Origin of the sequence: Pseudomonas mosselii, from assembly GCF_019823065.1 — a bacterium.
GTDB lineage: Bacteria > Pseudomonadota > Gammaproteobacteria > Pseudomonadales > Pseudomonadaceae > Aquipseudomonas > Aquipseudomonas mosselii.
The window spans coordinates 3,757,624-3,774,125 of sequence record NZ_CP081966.1 but is presented as its reverse complement, the minus strand read 5'-3'; the positions used below and the strand labels follow the sequence as shown (position 1 = coordinate 3,774,125).

Below are 16,502 nucleotides of genomic sequence, written 5' to 3'. Positions count from 1 at the left end.
CAGAAGTGCGTTTTCATTCCGCTGGCGGGGCTTCGAGTACCAGGTCCAGCTCCTGCGCGAGTTGCTTGCGTGCCTGCTGGTCCGTCAGCAGGTGCTGCAGGTGCCGGCGAAATGCCGGGACATTGCCCAGCGGGCCTTTCAGGGCGACCAGGGCCTCGCGCAGCGCCAGCAGCTTGTTCAGCTCCGGCACCTGGCGGGCAATCTGGTCGGGGCCGAAGTCGTTGATCGTCCTGAACCGCAGCTCGACCGCCAGCTCGGCGTCGGCGACAGGGTTGAGTGCCGAAGGGACCGAGAGGCTCAGCTTGACGTCGGCATCCTTGAGCACGCTGTCGAAGCTGTGCTTGTCGATGCGCATGGGCTGGCGGTCCTCCAGGTTGCGGTTGTCGACCAGGCCGAAGTCACCCAGCACCAGCATCTTGTGGGGCAGTTCAACCTCGGCCTGTTGATCCCCCGTGGCGGGAACATATTTGATGTTGATGCGCTCTTTGGGCGCGACGGAACTTGAGTTTCTGGACATGATGTAAGTTTATTCCTGATGCTGAAGTTTGTGGGGTGTTGTGCTTGTGGGAAGTTTTTTAGAATTTTGTAGGAGGGGTCCTACATATTTATTTTTTTATATACGCGTTAATGTTTCGGTGCTGTAAATTGCCTTTAGACGATGCTGAAATGAAGTAATCAAAGTCGAGCCTAAAAATGTAAAAAAATATTTGATTGTTTGTGATGGTTAGGTTGTTCTAGGCTTGCGTCAAGTCTGTTGTTTAGCGATGGCCAATTGGCTTTTTTCTATTGCTTCGCATGTTTTTAATAAGAAGTTACATCGAGCCGTGAGGTCTAATTCTGGTGTGCAATCCATATAGTTGCGTGCTTGGTCTGGCATGGTTCGCGCTGCTGGAACCGACCTTTGCAGCCCCCGTGCGAGACTGCACGGGGATTGTTTCCAATGTCGAGCGCCTGGCGTGTTTCGATGAAGCGGCGGGGACGCCGGCGCGCGTGCCGGCGATCGGCAGGCGATGGTCGGCCCCGGAGCTCGATGCCCCGAGCGTGGCCCGAGTGATGGCCAACGAGGCCCGACGAGCGCCCGACAATCTGGCATTCATCCTGGGGTTCGAGGACGACAAGCGGACAGGGCGGCGGCAGGTAGTGATTTCCGCACCAGCTATCGCAACCTCCGAGCCGCGCCCCTATCTTGCCGTGAGCTGTGTACAGAACATCTCCAGGCTGCAGTTGCTCACTGCCGAACCCGTCCAGGGCAACCGGGTGACCCTGCAACTGCGCACGGAGCACCGGTCGACCCGCTCGCTTGCCTGGCAGGTGCTTGAAAATGGCCAGGTGCTGGATGCCGGTCGCGGTTTGCCCGCCATCGAACAGATCAAGGTACTGCAGGGTGCCCAGCGCATCCTTGTGGTCAGTGATCATCCGGCCCTGGATGGCTTGCGTTTCGATGCGCAGGGGTTGGACCCGTTGATCGACCAGGCGCGCACAGCATGTCGTTGGTAGCGCCGGTGTCGACCGAGGAGGTCGCCAGGTTGCTGGCGCCCGTCGACCCGCTCGCGCCAGCGGGTTATTTCGATATCGAGGATGAAACCTACCAGGCGATCGATCAGGAGATGGTCAAACTGGGAGGGCTGCATGAAGCCGCCATCGATTGGCCCTATATCGAGGAGGCCTCCCGTCAGTACCTGAGCGGCCAGTGCAAGCACTTGCGCATCGTCGGGCACCTCAGTGTCGCCTGGCTGCGCACGGGATGCTGGGAGCGCTGGTGTTGCACGCTGGCGTTGCTGGCAGGCATGGTCGAGCACTATTGGGAAAGCGCCCATCCCAAGCCAGGCCCCAAGGGCTTCCTGGGCAAGCGCAAGCTGATCGGGCTGCTGCTCGGGCGCCTGTCGGCGGCGCTGCCCGGCCTCGACCGCTTCAGTTACACCCCGGCCTGCAAGCAGGCTGCCCAGCAGGCATTGGCCTGCCTGCAACAGCAGGCGCCCCTGGCGCAGCTCGATCCTGCCGCGCTGGGCGAACTGGAGCGTGCACTGCTCAAGCAGGCCGAGCAGGCGATGGGGACGGCGCAAACCAATCGCAAGGAATCTTCACCACCGCAGACGCCTGTCGCACCGCTGACCGATGTGTTCCGACCTGCCAGTACCAGTATTTCCCTGGGTAATGAACGTGAGACTCGCCGTGCGGTACTGGGTATGGCCGAGTTCATCAACCAGCAGGATATCTATGATCCGACGGGCTACCAGCTGAGGCGCTTCGGCCTGTGGGCGCATATCCAGACGTTGCCCTCCACGCGTCAGGGACTTCGCACCGAGTTGATGGCGGTGCCTGCCGACATTGTCGGCGGCTACGAGGACGCGCTGTCTGCTTCGGCGCTCGACCCGACCCTGTTGATGAAAGTCGAGCGAAGTGTCGCGGCCGCGCCTTACTGGATTCGCGGCAGCTATCTGGCGGCGGGCATCGCCACGCGCTTGGCAATGAATGAAGTCGCCGAGGCCATTCGTTGTGCCACCGCCAGGTTCGTACGGCGCCTGCCGGCGCTTGAGCAATTGTGCTTCAGCGATGGCACCGCGTTTGTCGATGACCAGTGCCTGGCCTGGCTCAGGGGCAGCCAGGCAACGCTGGCAGGGGATGGCGCCACCCGGGCGTTCATCGGCCTGCGCGAGGAGCTGGCCAGCCAGCTCGAGGTCGAAGGCGTGGAGCCGGTGCTGTTGAAGCTGCAGGGGCTGCAAGCGGACTACCGGTCACCACGTGAGCGTTGCCACAGCACGGTGATCGCCGCCGATCTGCTGGCCTCACGGGGCGTGTCCTGGCTCGCCCAGGAGCTGTGCGCGAATGTCGCCCGCACCATGCGTGGCATGACTGCCGAGGCGTGGGAGCCCGAGGTCTACCAGCAGTTGCAGCAGTTCGCCGCGACATCAGGGTTGAACGATCAGAACAGGGAGTCTTGAACCGCCATGAGCAAACTCTGGGCGCTTTTCAAACGTTGGGGCCTGCCGCTGGCGTCCCGAATCAATATGGCCATGCCGCTGTTGCTGGGGCTTGGGGCGGTGTTGCTGCTGGTGCTGATCTGGTGGCTCGGGCCGCAATGGCAGTGGCACGGGCAGCAGCCGTTGGCCAGCCTGGCGCATCGCAGCGTTGCCACCCTGCTGCTGATGTTGTTGCCGTTGCTGATCTGGCTGTGCGTGCTGCGTGCGCGCTTTCGCCGGCTGCAGGCTGAACGCCAGCGGGATATCGAGGCGAGCGCCGATCCGATATTGCCTGTGCTCATGGCACAGCAGCGCGCCCTCGATGCGGGGCTGGCAAGCTACCTGGAGCATGCCGGCGGGTATGGTGCGTTGTATCGGTTGCCCTGGTATCTGCTGCTGGGCGACGAGGGCGCGGGCAAGACCAGTCTGATGGAGCGCTCGGACCAGCGCTTTTCCCTGACGCGGATCGGCAAGGTTCAGGCACACGGGCTCCAGGACGAGGCGTTGGCCTATCCCGTGGATTGGTGGATCAGCGACGATGCGGTGGTCATCGACCCGCCGGGGGCGCTCATGACCCGGCAGGCCCCGGACGGCAACCTGCCCGATACGCTCGACAAGGCCAGGCCGGTATTGCCGGCTGGCACCCAGGCCCGGTTATGGATGGACCTGATGGGTTGGCTGGCCCGCACGCGCAGTCGCAACGCCCTCAATGGCGTCGTGCTGGTCGTCGATCTTGCCGCCTTGCAGTTGGCCACGCCGCAGCAGCGCATGGCCTTGGCCCAGGTTTTGCGGGCTCGCCTGCATGAAGTGAGCAACCAGTTGGGCGCGCGTTTGCCTGTGTATGTCGTGCTGAGCAAGTTCGATTTGCTGGATGGCTTCGAGCAGTTGTTTGCGCGCCTGACGCAGGCCGAGCGTGAGCGGTTGCTCGGATTCACCTTCAGGCTGGATGCCGTCAGCGCCTTCGATGCCTGGCTGGATGAGCTGACCGAACAATACGATTGGCTGGTGAGGCGGACCGAGGAGCAGGTGCTCAATGACCTGGGCGTGCTGGGCAAGGCCGACCTGCGTGAACGGCTGGTGTCGTTGCAGGGCCAACTGCTTGGCCTGCGTCCGATACTGCTGGCCTTCCTGCGCGAGATGCTGGTGAGTGATCGCTTCACCACGCCTGCACTGGTGCGGGGCGTGTATCTGTCCTCGATGCTTCAGCAGGGCCAGGTGCTCAACGCCTTCCAGCGTAATGTGGCCCATCCCTTCAAGGCCGATGCGCCGGTCAGCGAGGGCAAGCCCCAGGGCAGGCAACAGGCGTACTTTGCTCAACGCCTGTTCAAGCAGGTGGTGTATCCGGAGGCCGGACTGGCCGGCGACAACATCAGGGTGGCGCTTGGCAAGCGACGCCTGCTGTGGGTTGGCTCGGGTGTCGGGGCATTGGCGCTGGTCGTCATGGGCAGTGCCTGGCAGCGCTACTACGAGGCCAACAGTGACAAGGTGGCCAAGGTCCTGGATATAAGTCGGGCATTCGCCCGCCATGAGCTGGATCAGCGGCTGGACCCTACCGGCCGCAACCTGCTGGCGCCACTGGAGCAGATTCGCGAGGCAGTGTCCGTGTTTGGCGACTATCGATCAGCCTGGCCGGTGGTGGCGGACCTGGGGCTCTACCAGGGGCGCCTGCTGGGGCCGCGGGTCGATGAGGCCTACCTGAACCTGTTGTCCAGGCGCTTCCTGCCAGCCGTCGCCAGCGGGGTGATCGATGCCATGGATGCCGCGCCTGCGGGCAGCGAGCAGCAGATGGCCGCGCTCAGGGTGTACCGGATGATCGAGGACCGCCACAACCGGCGGCCAGAATGGGTCGAGCAGTGGATGGCCCGGCAATGGCAGGCGGCCTTCCCTGGCCAGGGGCAACTGCAGCAGGCCCTCATGCGTCACCTGCAATACGCCCTGGCCTATGCCGATACCGAGCTGCCGCAGTTCCGTCAACGGCTTGGCCAGGCCCAGCAAGTCCTGCGTGCGGTGCCAATGGCGCAGCGGGTGTATGTCAGCCTGAAACGGCAGGCCCAGGAGCAGTTGCACCATGGCCTGGACCTGCGCCACGAGGTCGGGCCTGCCTTCGATTCGGTGTTCCAGCTCAGGTCCGGCGACGCCCAGGTGCCCGCTGATCTGTTCCTGGCGCCCATGCTGACGGCCAAGGGCTTCAGCGAATACTTCACGCCTCGCAGCGTACAGGTCACTGACCTGGCTATGGTCGATCAGTGGGCGCTGGGCGAGCGCCGCCAGCTTGACTATTCACCGGCTGATCGCGAAGTACTGATCGAGGGGGTCCGCAATCTCTACAGCGCGGACTATATCGACAGCTGGCGGCGAGCCTTGAATGCACTGGCGATTGCTCATTTCCGCGACCTGGAGCATGGGGTCTCGGTGCTGGGGCAGTTGACAGGTCCGGCAGAGCCCTTGCGTCGACTGCTGGAGAGCGTGCGCGCCAATACGGCGATGTCCACGCTGGCGGACAACGCAGAGGCGCCGAATCTGGCGGGGCCGGCTGTCGACCAGCATCTGGTCGGTATTCGCCGGGCCTTCTCGGGCTTGAACGACATGCTGCAGGCCAAAGGGGACAGGCCCAGCTATTACGATGAAACCTTGAGCGCGATTGCCGCCGTCCATGACCAGGCGAGAGGGGTGCAGGACAGCCCCGACAGGGGCAAGGCCGCTCTGCAGGCAGTGCTGCAGCGTTTTTCGATGAGCGGCGCGGATCCGATTGCCACCTTGCAGCGGGTTGCGACAGGGCTGCCCGATCCGGTCGCCCAGCAGGTGAGGGCTGTGGCGGACCAGACGGCGCAAGTGCTGGTCGTCGAGGCGCTGCGTGAGCTCGAGCGGCGCTGGGATGCCGACGTCTATAGCTTCTTCCAGCAGCGGCTGGCAGGACGATATCCCTTTGTGGTTGGGGGTGCTGATGCCGCCCTCGATGATTTCGAGGCGTTCTTCGGACCCAAGGGGCGTCTGCAGCAGTTTCAGGAGCGGTACCTGAACGCATTTATCAAGGACAACCTCGACGCGCTGTACGCCGACAATCAGGATGGCTACCTGATCCGCAACGAAGTCATCGAGCAACTCGCCCTGGCAGACCGCATCCGCGAAACCTTCTTCGACCCGCGCGGCAACCTCGGCGTGCAGTTCAGCATTGAGCCCCTGGGGCTCAGCGCCAACCAGCGCACCAGCCTGTTGGACCTCGATGGTCAACTGGTCTCCTACACCCATGGGCCCAGCCAGATCACCGGGGTGATCTGGCCCAACACGCTCGGCCAGCAGGTGCGCAGCAACCTCACCCTGCTCAGGCTCAATGGCAACAGCAGCAGCCTGGAATACCGGGGCCCCTGGTCGATGTTCCGTCTACTCAGCCGTGGCGCCCTGAATGGCCGCAGCGCCACCGCGGTGGACCTGAGCTTCAAGACCGGAGACGGCGTGATGCGCTATCGGCTGAGTTCGGAGAAAGCCTTCAACCCGATCACCCAGCAGCCGTTCAAGGGCTTCAAGCTGCCGCGTACCTTGCTGCAGCAACCCGTCGTCACTGCCCGGGACGCGATTTGAGCAGGGGCTCATAATGGACAAGAAACGGAGAGCTTTCCGGCACCACACCACCCGATAGTACCCCGTGCACCCTGCACCCATCTTCAGGACGAGGTACTCATCATGCAACTGGCCGGCAAAGTGGCAATCATCACCGGCGCCAGCTCCGGTATCGGCCGAGCCGCGGCGACATTGTTCGCCCGGCACGGCGCCAACCTTGTGCTCACGGCCCGGCGCCAGGCCGAACTCGAGCAATTGACGGCGGACATCGCGGCGGCCGGGCAAGGCCGGGCTATTGCCGTGGCTGGCGACATCACCGATGCGGCGTTGGTCAGGGAACTGGTGGACGTGGCGGTGGCGCGCTTCGGTGGCCTGGATATCGCCTTCAACAATGCCGGTACCCTCGGTGAACTGGCCGCCGTCCCCGAGCTGTCCCTGGAGGGCTGGCAACACACCCTGCACACCAACCTCACCAGCGCCTTCCTCTGCGCCCAGGCGCAGATTCCGGCGTTGCTGGCCCGTGGTGGCGGCTCGCTGATTTTCACCTCGACCTTTGTCGGCCACAGCGTGGGCATGCCGGGCATGGCCGCCTATGCGGCGAGCAAGGCCGGCGTGGTCGGCTTGGTCCAGGTCATTGCGGCGGAGCAGGGCTGCCGTGGCATACGCGCCAACGCGCTGCTGCCCGGCGGTACCGATACGCCTATGGGCCGTAGTGCGATGAACAGCCCCGAGGCCCGGGCCCATGTCGAAGGGCTGCATGCCCTCAAGCGTCTGGCCCGGCCGCAGGAGATCGCCGAGGCGGCGTTGTTCCTGGCGTCGGAGGCATCGAGTTTCATGACCGGGGCGGCCATGGTGGTGGATGGCGGGGTGTCGGTGGTGCGGGGGTGAGGTGGGCTGCAGGTTCCGCGTGGCGCTGAAAAAACGATCGCCGGGCAAGCCCACGCAAGTTCAGTTACCAGTAGATTGAACGGGGCTGCCAGGCAGCCCCGAGCGCTTGCATCAATCCGCCGGTTTGGGCGCGAAGCGCAGGATCAGGCAGGCGATCACCGCCGACAGCAGCGAGCCCAGCAGGATGCCGATCTTGGCTGCGTCGATCTTATCGGCCTGGCCGGGGAAGGCCAACTCGCCGATGAACAGGCTCATGGTGAAGCCGATGCCGCACAGCATCGCCACGCCGTAGATCTGCAGCCAACTGGCGCCATGGGGCTTGCTGGCCAGGCCGGTCTTGACCGCCAGCAGCACGCCGCCGAACACGCCCAGCTGCTTGCCCAGCAGCAGGCCCAGGGCGATGGCCAGTGGCAATGGAGCGAAGATGTCGCTCAGGCCCAGATTGCCGAACGACACGCCGGCGTTGGCGAAGCCGAAGGCTGGCACGATGAGGAAGCCGACCCAGGGCGCCAGGCCATGCTCCAGCTTGAGCAGCGGGCTGGCTTCGCGGGCCTCGCTGCCGCCGGTGCTGTAGGGGATCAGCAGGGCGCCGACCACGCCGGCGATGGTGGCGTGAACGCCCGACAGCAGGGTCACGTACCACAGTGCGGCCACGCCGATCAGGTAGGGCCACAGGCTGACCACGCGCAGGCGGTTGCAGGCCAGCAGCACCGCGACGATGCCGGCGGCGCCGGCCAGGGCCAGCAGGTTCAGCGACGAGGTGTAGAACACGGCGATGATCGCCACCGCACCCATGTCGTCGATGATCGCCACCGACACCAGCATCACCTTGAGCGACAGCGGCGCATGCCGGCCGAGCAGGGCCAGGGCGCCGACGGCGAAGGCGATGTCGGTGGCGGCCGGGATCGCCCAGCCGTCTGCCAGGCCCGGCTCGCCACGGGACACCGCCAGGTAGATGAGCGCCGGCACGGCCATGCCCATCAGTGCCGGCAGGGCCGGCAGGCGGCGCTGCTCCCAACTGGCCAGGCGACCGTCGACCAGCTCGCGCTTGATCTCCAGGCCCACCAGCAGGAAGAAGATCGCCATCAGGCCATCGTTGATCCACATGTGCACGGTCATTGGGCCGAGCTTGTCGGTCAGCACCGGGCCGACGGGCAGGTGCAGCAGGTGCTGGTAGGCGCTGGCCCAGGGGCTGTTGGCGATGACGATGGCCAGCGCGGCGGTGAACATCAGCAAGACGCCACCGGCCGCCTCTGTGGCCAGCAGGTGCCGCAGCATCGAGCGCGGCTTGAGGGGTGGAAGGGGTGCGGTCATATAACGCTCCTCGTTCATGGCATCACCCTCGCGGTGGCAGTGTCGCGACGGGCAACGGGCACGGCGGGACGCTGGCTCCGGGCAAGACGGGCCACTGCGGCGAAGGGCGAGAAGAAGGATGGAAAATGCGGCGCAACGACCCACGCCGTGAGGACACGGGGCAGGAAGGGCCATGGGGAATGGAGGCATGCGTGCAACATGGACGGATCTCACGGAAAACAAATGAATGTTCTCCGTATTCGGGAAGGCTCCCGGGCGCACGCAGCACACGCCAGGCGACCATTCTAGCTGTGCAGTCGAAGGGTTGTGTTGCATTTTTGCATCGAAATGTTGCCAAGCGAAGGTTTCGACCCGTAGCATCGCTCCTCAGGAGATGGCATTCCTCCTTGAACCGCCTCAGCGCTGATGATGCCTGCGCAACCCCATTGGAGGGCGCGTAGGCCTGTGCCTGTCTCTCTCCATGGGGGTCTTTCGGACCTTTCCTTGAGCTAGTCGATGTACCTCTCGTTCATTTCCGTTGTCGTCGGTGGCAGTGTCGGTTGCGTATTGCGCTGGATCCTTGGCCTGCGCCTGAACTCGCTGTTTCCCGGGATGCCGTTGGGCACCTTGCTGGTCAACCTCGTCGGTGGTTTCGTCATCGGCGGCGCGATGGCCTTCTTTTTGCGCTTCCCCAATCTCGATCCGGCCTGGCGGCTGCTGATCACCACGGGTTTTTGCGGCGGGCTGACCACCTTTTCGACGTTCTGCGCCGAAGTGCTGTCGATGCTCATGCACGGCCGCGCTGGCTGGGCGATGGCCACGGCACACCTGTGACAACCAGGTGGCGCGGGCCAGCCAGTGGACCTGGTGAAGACGGTTCATGGCTGCTGCCCGAGAAAACGACGTTGATGGTCTGGGCTGGGCATCAGGCATTGCTCATATCGGCCGAACAGCCGATAGCGGTTGAGCGCCACACGATCGTACAACCCGTCCCGCAACCTGCGAGGGCAGAGACGCAGCATGCGCAGCAGTGGCCAGGCGCCGGGCAGTTGGCGTACTACCTCGAAGAATGCCTCGGAGCGCACCCAGTAGTGGTTGTCACGAATGACCGCCATGGTGTCGAACGCCATCACGGGCAGGCCTGCCCAGGCCAGCAATGCCTGGCCTTCGGCTGACTGCACCGTGGCCAGGCGGATACGTTGGTGGCGATCGTGGCGGATAACGAACGTCGCCCAGCCGTTGCACAGCTTGCATACACCATCGAACAGCAGCACGGTTTCCCCTGGCGCGAGCAGAGGGGCGTGAGAGGGGCGCATCAGGGAGGCGGGCATCGCTTGATTCCGTTCAGGCTGGAAGCGGCATTTTAGAGGCTTTGGATGGGAAGTAGCGATTAATCGGCGCGCAGGGAGCCGCGCCCTAGGGACTGGCCGGTTCAAGGGCGATTGTCGAATCGTTATCATGCGCCCCCCGATATTGGAGCGCCCCATGGCCAAGGACATCGACAACCCCTGCGTCTCGCTGTGCCAACTCAATGGCGAACTGTGCGTGAGCTGTGGCCGAACCCGGGATGAGATTCGCAAATGGCGGGGCATGAAGCGCCCGGAGAAGATGGCGACCGTGCAGCGGGCGGCTTCGCGAATGAAGGCTATCGTCAAGAAGAACGCCAAGCGCTAGGGCAAGACGCCGTTGCGGCCTGGCCCGGGCGTCAGGCGCGCTTGCGTGTCCCTGACACCTGCTGATGATCCGAATTCATGGGGAAGCTATGCGCAGACTGTGGCGAAGGTACCTCGCACTGTTGGATGCGGACCTCAGTAACAAGGTCTTCGACAACTTCAAGAACTTGCTGGTGTGCGCGCTGCTGTTCGCCGCGGGCACCGAGGCGATCCATGGCAACCAGCAGATGCTGTTGGGTTTGTGGGTGTCCAGTTTCACCGGCTGGGGGTTGATCCTGGTGTCGGCGTTGCTGTTGCTGTTGAACATCAGCGACACGCTGCATCGTCTGGCGAAGTTGCCATACCACACGGTACTGCAGGTCATCCTGTGCCTGCTCTATCTCATCCTGGCGTCGCGAGTGGTCGAGATTGTCTGGAGTTTCCGGGCGGAGTAAGGACGCTCCTTCAGGAGGCGACCGCGACACCGCCTGGTCGTCCAGGCAGTGTCGTTACGGTACGTGTCGCCGGTTCAGGGGGCTATCAGGCGATCGCCTCGCGACCTGCACTTGCCGCCTTGCTGTGCCAAAGGGTCGGCACCATGAACGCGATCGCCAGCACGCACGCGCTCACCAGCAGCACGAAGCCGCCGTCCCAGCCGAAGTGGTCGACGGTGTAACCCATCGCCGCGCTGGCCGCGACCGAACCGCCCAGGTAGCCGAACAGCCCGGTGAAGCCGGCTGCGGTACCGGCGGCTTTCTTCGGCGCCAGCTCCAGCGCCTGCAGGCCGATCAGCATCACCGGCCCGTAGATCAGGAAGCCGATGGCGAACAGCGCGATCATGTCGACGGTCGGGTTGCCTGGCGGGTTGAGCCAGTAGACCAGGGTGGCGACGGTCACCAGGGCCATGAATACGATCCCCGTCAGGCCACGGTTGCCGCGGAAGATCTTGTCGGACATCCAGCCGCACAGCAGGGTGCCGGGAATGCCGGCCCACTCATAGAAGAAGTAGGCCCACGAGGTGGTGTCGACGCTGAAGTGCTTGGCTTCCTTCAGGTAGGTCGGCGCCCAGTCGAGCACGCCGTAGCGCAGCAGGTAGACGAACACGTTGGCCATGGCGATGTACCACAGCAGCTTGTTGCGCAGCACGTACTCGACGAAGATCTGCTTGGCGCTGAATTCCTGCTCGTGGCTCTCGTCGTAGCCTTCGGGGTAGTCGTTCTTGTACTGCTCGACCGGCGGCAGGCCGACCGACTGCGGGGTATCGCGCATGGTGGCGAAGGCGAACACAGCCACCAGCACGGCCACGGCGGCGGGCACGTAGAAGGCGGCATGCCAGTCGTTGGTCCAGCCCAGGCCCAGCAGGAACAGCGGGCCGATCAGGCCGCCGCCGACGTTGTGAGCGACGTTCCACACCGACACCACGCCACCGCGCTCCTTCTGCGACCACCAGTGCACCATGGTTCGCCCGCTCGGCGGCCAGCCCATGCCCTGGGCCCAGCCATTGATGAACAGCAGCACGAACATGATCGTCACGCTGGACGTGGCCCAATGCGCGAAACCGAAAATGAACATCACCCCGGCCGAGATCAGCAGGCCGAAGGGCAGGAAGTAGCGCGGGTTGGAGCGGTCCGAGACCAGGCCCATGAGGAACTTGGACAGGCCGTAGGCGATGGCGATGGCGGAAATCGCCACGCCCAGCTGGCCGCGCGTGTAGCCCTCTTCCTCGATCAGGTAGGGCATGGCCAGTGAGAAGTTCTTGCGCAGCAGGTAGTAGCCGGCGTAGCCGAAGAAGATCCCGGCGAAGATTTGCCAGCGCAGGCGGCGATAGGTGCTGTCGACGCGCTCGTCGGGCAGCGGCGCCTGGTGCGCGGCAGGGCGGAAGAAGGCAAACATGTGAAGCTCCCAACTTGTTATAGGTATGCGAAAACGAATTTTACATTTTCGTTACAGAAAAAATACCGGTTTCGCTGGGAGATTATGTTGTTTTGTGAACCTGGTCGGCTGCCGCCATGAAGCAAGCCCGGCACAGGGCATGGTTCACGGCGGCACACGCCCCGACCAACTGATAAAAGAGCTGTGATGTGGCGCAAATGACCCTGGCTCAGTCGAGCACAGGGCGCAGGAAGTTGCGTTCGTAACTGAGGATGAAGCGTTGCTCGCTGGCCAGGGCGAAGGCGGCGATGCATTCCGGGTCGGTTTCCGAGGCAGTGCGGTACTGCTCGTAGGCCGCCAGGCTGGGGAAGCTGAACAGGGCGTAGGCGACATTGTTGGCGCCTTCGCTGGGCAGGAAGTAGCCGTGGTGGGTGCCGCCCATGCGGTTGACCAGGCCGATCCACAGCTTGCCATAGGCCTCGAAGGCTGGGATCTGGTAGGGGTCGATGATGTACTTGAGGTGGCAGGTGATCATTGCATGCAATCCTTTGGGTGAGCCGGGTGGCTCACCTTACAGGGGCGGATGGCGGCCGTCACTGGGGGGCTGGCTGGCGCCAGATCAGTTGGTCGGTGGGATAGCCCTGCTGGCGTGCCAGCTCCAGCAGCTGTTCTCGGGTCTGGGCACTGACGGTCGGTGAGCGCGACAGCAGCCACAGGTACTCGCGGTTCGGATGGCCGACCAGCGCCACGCGATAGTCCGGGTCGTGGTAGAGCACCCAGTACTCGCCCTTGGTCAGGCCGGGGGCCAGGCGGCTGAACCAGTTGTCGAAGCGCACCCAGAGCTTGTCGGTGCGCCCGGCCACCTGTGGCTCGGCGAGGCCGTGGGCCTCATTCCACTGGCCGTCCTTCTCCAGGCAGCGATTGGTCACATCGATACGACCGTCCTCGCGCAGGCCGTAATGGGCCTCGGATTGCACGCAGTTGCGCTGGAAGAACATCGGCAGGCGCGCCAGTTCGTACCAGGTGCCCTGGTAGCGCTGCAGTTCTATCTGTTGCGTGGTAGGCGGCGGCTCGTCGCGGGCGCTGGTGCAGCCCGTGAACGCGAGGGTGAGGCAGCAGTAAAATGGCACGGCCAGGCGCATCGCCATGGAAAACCTCCTGAAGGGGGAAAGGGCTCACATGATGTTCGATGCGCAGGCCGGCCAAAGGTTTTACTGGGCTGGGCGCGAGGTTTCCACGCGCAGGATCTCGGTATAGATGGCGTCGACGGTCTGGTCGACCTTGAGGTTCTTCATGCGTGCCTGCAGGTCCGGGTCCTCGACCTTGACGACTTGTACCTTGCCTTCAGGCGGCAGCAGAGTGACCTCATGGGTGTTGAGGTCGATCTTCTTGATCTGCGAGGTGACCTTTACCTGGCGGAACGCCTCGCCGCCGGGGTTGGGGTTGTCCTTGGTGGCGCGGATAGTGCCGGATTCCTCGGACGCTTTCGGTGCGCCGCCTTCCTTGGTGTTGAGCACGTAGGCCACGGCGCGGGTCACGTAGATGTCGACCTGATCGCCGACCTTGAGGTTGGGCAGGGCCTTGGCCTGTTCGGTGAGCTGGAAGGTCACGTCCTTGTCGTGGGGACCCTTCACCGTGACCTGGCGATTGGTCAGGTCGATCTTGGTCACTTCGGTGGTGACATGGCTTTCCAGCGCCTCACTGGCGATGGGCAGTTCGGCGGCGTGGGTGGTGAGGTTGGCGGCAAAGATGAGCGAGGTGAGAGCGATGGCGCGGGTCGGGTTCATTGGCCTGTCTTCCTTGTGGTCGAGGGTGCATGCGAGAGGAAGCATAGACACTGGTTGGCAGGTGTGCGGCAGGTTCAGGCACTAGAAAGGTTGATGGTCACGCTGGCGCTTGGCCCCGGACACACTCACCGCCCCCGGCAAGTTCACGGCGTTCTTGGCCGCCAGCACTTCGGCCATCACGCTCACCGCGATTTCCGCCGGGGTCTTGCTGCCGATGTAGATGCCAATGGGCCCATGCAGGCGCTCGAGGGACTGTTCGGTTTCGCCGAAGTGCTCGATCAGCCGCTCGCGGCGCAGCTGGCTGTTGCGCCGCGAGCCGATGGCGCCGATGTAGAACGCCGGGCCGTGCAGGGCCTCAAGCAGCGCCAGGTCGTCGAGCTTGGGGTCGTGGCTGACGGCGATGATGCAGGTGCGCAGATCGGCCTTGAAGTCGCGTACCACATCGTCCGGCATGCCCTTCAGGTATTCGACGCCGGCGACCGACCAGGTGGCCATGTGCTCGGGCCGGGGGTCGCACACCGCCACCCGGAAGCCGTTGAACAGGGCCATGGTCGCCAGGTACTCGGCCAGCGCACCGGCGCCGATCAGCAGCATGCGGTAGCCGGGGCCGAGGGTGTTGGTCATCTGCCGGCCATCGAAGCAGAACTGTTCCGGGGTGGCGGTGGGTTCGAGCTCGACCGCGCCGTCGGCCAGGGTCAGCTGGCGACGCATCAGCTGGCCGTTGTCGAGCTGCTCCAGCAGGTGTCGCAACGAGGCGATGGCGGGCATGAACTCGAGAATCAGTTCCAACGTACCGCCGCATGGCAGGCCAAAGCGGTGGGCGTCGTCGGCGCTGATGCCGTAGCGGATCACCTCGGGCGCCCCCTCGAGCAGGCCGGGGCCGCCGTAGGCGGTGGTGTAGCGGTGGATCAGGTCGTCCTCGATGCAACCGCCGGACACGCTGCCGACCACCCGGCCGTCGTTGCGCAGGGCCATCATCGAGCCGACCGGGCGCGGCGACGAACCCCAGGTGCGGGCGACGGTGGCGAGCAGCACGCGATGGCCGGCCTGGAGCCAGTCATGGGTGGTGCGCAGGACCAGCAGGTCGATGCTTTCCATGGTGTCCTCGTGAGTCCGTAGCTCGCGCTTTACCCGTGGGAGCGGTATCAGCGCATATGCAGGATGATCGGGCTGCTGCTGGCCGGGTCGGTATGCCCGCGCAACGTGCCCACCGCCTTGGCCTCTACCGCGCCGCCGTGATTGCCCCACGCACTGCGGGCGAAACTCAGCACCTGGGCGATCTCCTGGTCCGACAACTGCTCGCGGAATGCCGGCATGCGGTAGGCGTCCGGCACCCCGGCGGCGACGATGCGCTGCGAGCCGTTGAGGGTGATGTTGATCGCCGAGGCATTCTCCGTGGCCAGCATCGAGGTGGCGCCCGCCAGTGGCGGCATCCACTCGGCCTGGCCCTTGCCGTCCAGGCCATGGCAGCTGGCGCAGCGGGTCGCGTAGGTATGCGCCCCCGGTGTGTCGGGCTGCGCAGCAGTCGTTTGATACTGCCAGGGTGCACCGTCACGCCCCGGGTCGCCGGGCAGTGACTTGAGGTAGCGGGCGATCGCGTTCAGGTCGTCGTCGCTCATGAACTGCGTGGAGTTGTTGAACGCCTCGGTCATCGAGCCGTACACCACCGCGTGCTTGTTCCGCCCGGTCTTGAGGAACTGCACCATCTCCGGCTCGCTCCAGCGCCCGAGCCCGGTGTTGTGGTCCTGGCGCAGGCTCGGCGCGTACCAGCCATCGAGCAGGGCGCCGGCGAGGAACGGCGCGCCGCTTTCGTCCAGGGCCTTCTCGTTGAAGGCCAGGCCCCGAGGCGTGTGGCAACTGCCGCAGTGGCCGGGGCCCTGGACGATATAGGCGCCGCGATTCCACAGCGGGTCCTGGTCGGCCTTCTGCGCATAGGCGCTGGTCGGCGCGAACAGGCCGTTCCACAGGGCGATGGGCCAGCGCAGGTTCAGCGGCCAGGGAATGTCGCTGGGGACATTGGCCTCGGCGGCCGGCTGCACGCCCTTCATGAAGAACGCGTAGAGCGCCCGCACATCGTCGTCGCTGAGCTTGACGTAGGATGGGTAGGGCATGGCCGGGTAGAGCCGTCGCCCACCCGGCGCGACGCCCTGGCGCACGGCGCGGTCGAAGTCGGCCAGGCTGTAGGCGCCGATGCCATGCTCGCGGTCCGGGGTGATGTTGGTGGCATGGATGGCGCCCAGCGGCGTGGCCATTTCCAGGCCGCCGGCAAACGGCGCCTTGCCCGGCAGGCTGTGGCAGGCCACGCAGTCGCTGAGCCGGGCGACGTATTCGCCGCGGCTGACCAGGGCGGCGTCGGCGCTGTCCGTGGCGCTGAAGGGCGAGGCGGGCTCGCGGGTGACGTACCAGGCCAGCAGGCCTGCCGCGACCAGGCACGGCAAGGCCAGCCAGCCTGCGGTTCTTGCGAATCGGCGGTTGTTCATGGGCTGTCCTTG

General features: G+C 64.6%; 16 protein-coding genes and 1 riboswitch. Of the genes, 7 read left to right on the top strand and 9 right to left on the bottom strand.

The window, feature by feature from the left end:
- Positions 1 to 13: 13 nt before the first annotated feature.
- On the bottom strand, positions 14 to 517 hold the full coding sequence (gene tssB, locus K5H97_RS17405; RefSeq protein ID WP_028691404.1) for a type VI secretion system contractile sheath small subunit: 504 nt from the start codon (positions 515 to 517) through the stop codon (positions 14 to 16).
- Positions 518 to 840: 323 nt separating this feature from the next.
- Between tssB and vasI the strand changes: the two genes are divergently transcribed.
- From vasI to K5H97_RS17385, 4 genes are all read left to right on the top strand, one after another.
- Entirely contained in the window at positions 841 to 1,497 is a 657-nt protein-coding gene (gene vasI, locus K5H97_RS17400) for a type VI secretion system-associated protein VasI (protein WP_155952696.1), read from the top strand.
- Positions 1,485 to 2,942, top strand: a complete 1,458-nt coding sequence (gene tssA, locus K5H97_RS17395; RefSeq protein ID WP_028691406.1) for a type VI secretion system protein TssA — start codon at positions 1,485 to 1,487, stop codon at positions 2,940 to 2,942. The genes vasI and tssA overlap by 13 nt, the downstream gene beginning before the upstream one ends.
- A gap of 6 nt (positions 2,943 to 2,948) precedes the next feature.
- Entirely contained in the window at positions 2,949 to 6,539 is a 3,591-nt protein-coding gene (gene tssM / locus K5H97_RS17390) for a type VI secretion system membrane subunit TssM (protein ID WP_028691407.1), read from the top strand.
- 102 nt (positions 6,540 to 6,641) lie between these two features.
- Positions 6,642 to 7,406 carry an SDR family oxidoreductase gene (locus K5H97_RS17385; RefSeq protein ID WP_036986214.1) on the top strand — a complete coding sequence of 255 codons (765 nt, stop codon included), beginning with the start codon at positions 6,642 to 6,644 and terminating at the stop codon, positions 7,404 to 7,406.
- 111 nt (positions 7,407 to 7,517) lie between these two features.
- On the opposite strand, the gene nhaA is transcribed toward K5H97_RS17385, so the two are convergent.
- Complete coding sequence (gene nhaA, locus K5H97_RS17380; protein WP_028691409.1) at positions 7,518 to 8,720, bottom strand: Na+/H+ antiporter NhaA; 1,203 nt, start codon at positions 8,718 to 8,720, stop codon at positions 7,518 to 7,520.
- Positions 8,721 to 9,080: 360 nt separating this feature from the next.
- Positions 9,081 to 9,142: riboswitch (Fluoride riboswitch) on the top strand.
- A 73-nt stretch (positions 9,143 to 9,215) separates the two neighbouring features.
- On the opposite strand from nhaA, the gene crcB reads away from it, so the two are divergent.
- Entirely contained in the window at positions 9,216 to 9,533 is a 318-nt protein-coding gene (gene crcB, locus K5H97_RS17375) for a fluoride efflux transporter CrcB (protein ID WP_036986235.1), read from the top strand.
- 44 nt (positions 9,534 to 9,577) lie between these two features.
- Here the strand turns inward: crcB and K5H97_RS17370 are convergent, their stop codons facing one another.
- The gene (locus tag K5H97_RS17370) at positions 9,578 to 10,030 is read right to left on the bottom strand and encodes a thiol-disulfide oxidoreductase DCC family protein (RefSeq protein WP_028691410.1); all 453 of its coding nucleotides are present in this window, start codon (positions 10,028 to 10,030) and stop codon (positions 9,578 to 9,580) included.
- A gap of 154 nt (positions 10,031 to 10,184) precedes the next feature.
- On the opposite strand from K5H97_RS17370, the gene K5H97_RS17365 reads away from it, so the two are divergent.
- Complete coding sequence (locus K5H97_RS17365; protein ID WP_028691411.1) at positions 10,185 to 10,373, top strand: DUF1289 domain-containing protein; 189 nt, start codon at positions 10,185 to 10,187, stop codon at positions 10,371 to 10,373.
- Positions 10,374 to 10,461: 88 nt separating this feature from the next.
- Positions 10,462 to 10,806 (top strand): hypothetical protein, encoded by a 345-nt coding sequence (locus K5H97_RS17360; protein ID WP_028691412.1) that lies wholly within the window; start codon positions 10,462 to 10,464, stop codon positions 10,804 to 10,806.
- Between the two features lie 85 nt (positions 10,807 to 10,891).
- Here the strand turns inward: K5H97_RS17360 and glpT are convergent, their stop codons facing one another.
- The 6 genes from glpT to K5H97_RS17330 form a co-directional block, all read right to left on the bottom strand.
- On the bottom strand, positions 10,892 to 12,244 hold the full coding sequence (gene glpT / locus K5H97_RS17355; RefSeq protein ID WP_028691413.1) for a glycerol-3-phosphate transporter: 1,353 nt from the start codon (positions 12,242 to 12,244) through the stop codon (positions 10,892 to 10,894).
- Between the two features lie 208 nt (positions 12,245 to 12,452).
- Complete coding sequence (locus K5H97_RS17350; RefSeq protein WP_028691414.1) at positions 12,453 to 12,758, bottom strand: NIPSNAP family protein; 306 nt, start codon at positions 12,756 to 12,758, stop codon at positions 12,453 to 12,455.
- A 58-nt stretch (positions 12,759 to 12,816) separates the two neighbouring features.
- On the bottom strand, positions 12,817 to 13,371 hold the full coding sequence (locus K5H97_RS17345) for a lipocalin family protein (RefSeq protein ID WP_028691415.1): 555 nt from the start codon (positions 13,369 to 13,371) through the stop codon (positions 12,817 to 12,819).
- Positions 13,372 to 13,434: 63 nt separating this feature from the next.
- Positions 13,435 to 14,010: a hypothetical protein gene (locus K5H97_RS17340; protein WP_028691416.1), complete on the bottom strand. Its 576-nt coding sequence runs from the start codon at positions 14,008 to 14,010 to the stop codon at positions 13,435 to 13,437.
- A gap of 81 nt (positions 14,011 to 14,091) precedes the next feature.
- The gene (locus K5H97_RS17335) at positions 14,092 to 15,108 is read right to left on the bottom strand and encodes an XdhC family protein (RefSeq protein ID WP_028691417.1); all 1,017 of its coding nucleotides are present in this window, start codon (positions 15,106 to 15,108) and stop codon (positions 14,092 to 14,094) included.
- 47 nt (positions 15,109 to 15,155) lie between these two features.
- Positions 15,156 to 16,490, bottom strand: coding sequence for a c-type cytochrome (locus K5H97_RS17330; protein ID WP_028691418.1), 1,335 nt, complete (start codon positions 16,488 to 16,490; stop codon positions 15,156 to 15,158).
- Between the last annotated feature and the right edge of the window lie 12 nt (positions 16,491 to 16,502).

Bases quoted from the DNA above. Each gene is read 5' to 3' on its own strand.
- tssB (WP_028691404.1), bottom strand. From the start codon at position 517: ATGTCCAGAAACTCAAGTTCCGTCGCGCCCAAAGAGCGCATCAACATC.
- tssA (WP_028691406.1), top strand. From the start codon at position 1,485: ATGTCGTTGGTAGCGCCGGTGTCGACCGAGGAGGTCGCCAGGTTGCTG.
- tssM (WP_028691407.1), top strand. From the start codon at position 2,949: ATGAGCAAACTCTGGGCGCTTTTCAAACGTTGGGGCCTGCCGCTGGCG.
- K5H97_RS17385 (WP_036986214.1), top strand. From the start codon at position 6,642: ATGCAACTGGCCGGCAAAGTGGCAATCATCACCGGCGCCAGCTCCGGT.
- nhaA (WP_028691409.1), bottom strand. From the start codon at position 8,720: ATGACCGCACCCCTTCCACCCCTCAAGCCGCGCTCGATGCTGCGGCAC.
- crcB (WP_036986235.1), top strand. From the start codon at position 9,216: ATGTACCTCTCGTTCATTTCCGTTGTCGTCGGTGGCAGTGTCGGTTGC.
- K5H97_RS17370 (WP_028691410.1), bottom strand. From the start codon at position 10,030: ATGCCCGCCTCCCTGATGCGCCCCTCTCACGCCCCTCTGCTCGCGCCA.
- K5H97_RS17365 (WP_028691411.1), top strand. From the start codon at position 10,185: ATGGCCAAGGACATCGACAACCCCTGCGTCTCGCTGTGCCAACTCAAT.
- K5H97_RS17360 (WP_028691412.1), top strand. From the start codon at position 10,462: ATGCGCAGACTGTGGCGAAGGTACCTCGCACTGTTGGATGCGGACCTC.
- glpT (WP_028691413.1), bottom strand. From the start codon at position 12,244: ATGTTTGCCTTCTTCCGCCCTGCCGCGCACCAGGCGCCGCTGCCCGAC.
- K5H97_RS17350 (WP_028691414.1), bottom strand. From the start codon at position 12,758: ATGATCACCTGCCACCTCAAGTACATCATCGACCCCTACCAGATCCCA.
- K5H97_RS17345 (WP_028691415.1), bottom strand. From the start codon at position 13,371: ATGGCGATGCGCCTGGCCGTGCCATTTTACTGCTGCCTCACCCTCGCG.
- K5H97_RS17340 (WP_028691416.1), bottom strand. From the start codon at position 14,010: ATGAACCCGACCCGCGCCATCGCTCTCACCTCGCTCATCTTTGCCGCC.
- K5H97_RS17335 (WP_028691417.1), bottom strand. From the start codon at position 15,108: ATGGAAAGCATCGACCTGCTGGTCCTGCGCACCACCCATGACTGGCTC.
- K5H97_RS17330 (WP_028691418.1), bottom strand. From the start codon at position 16,490: ATGAACAACCGCCGATTCGCAAGAACCGCAGGCTGGCTGGCCTTGCCG.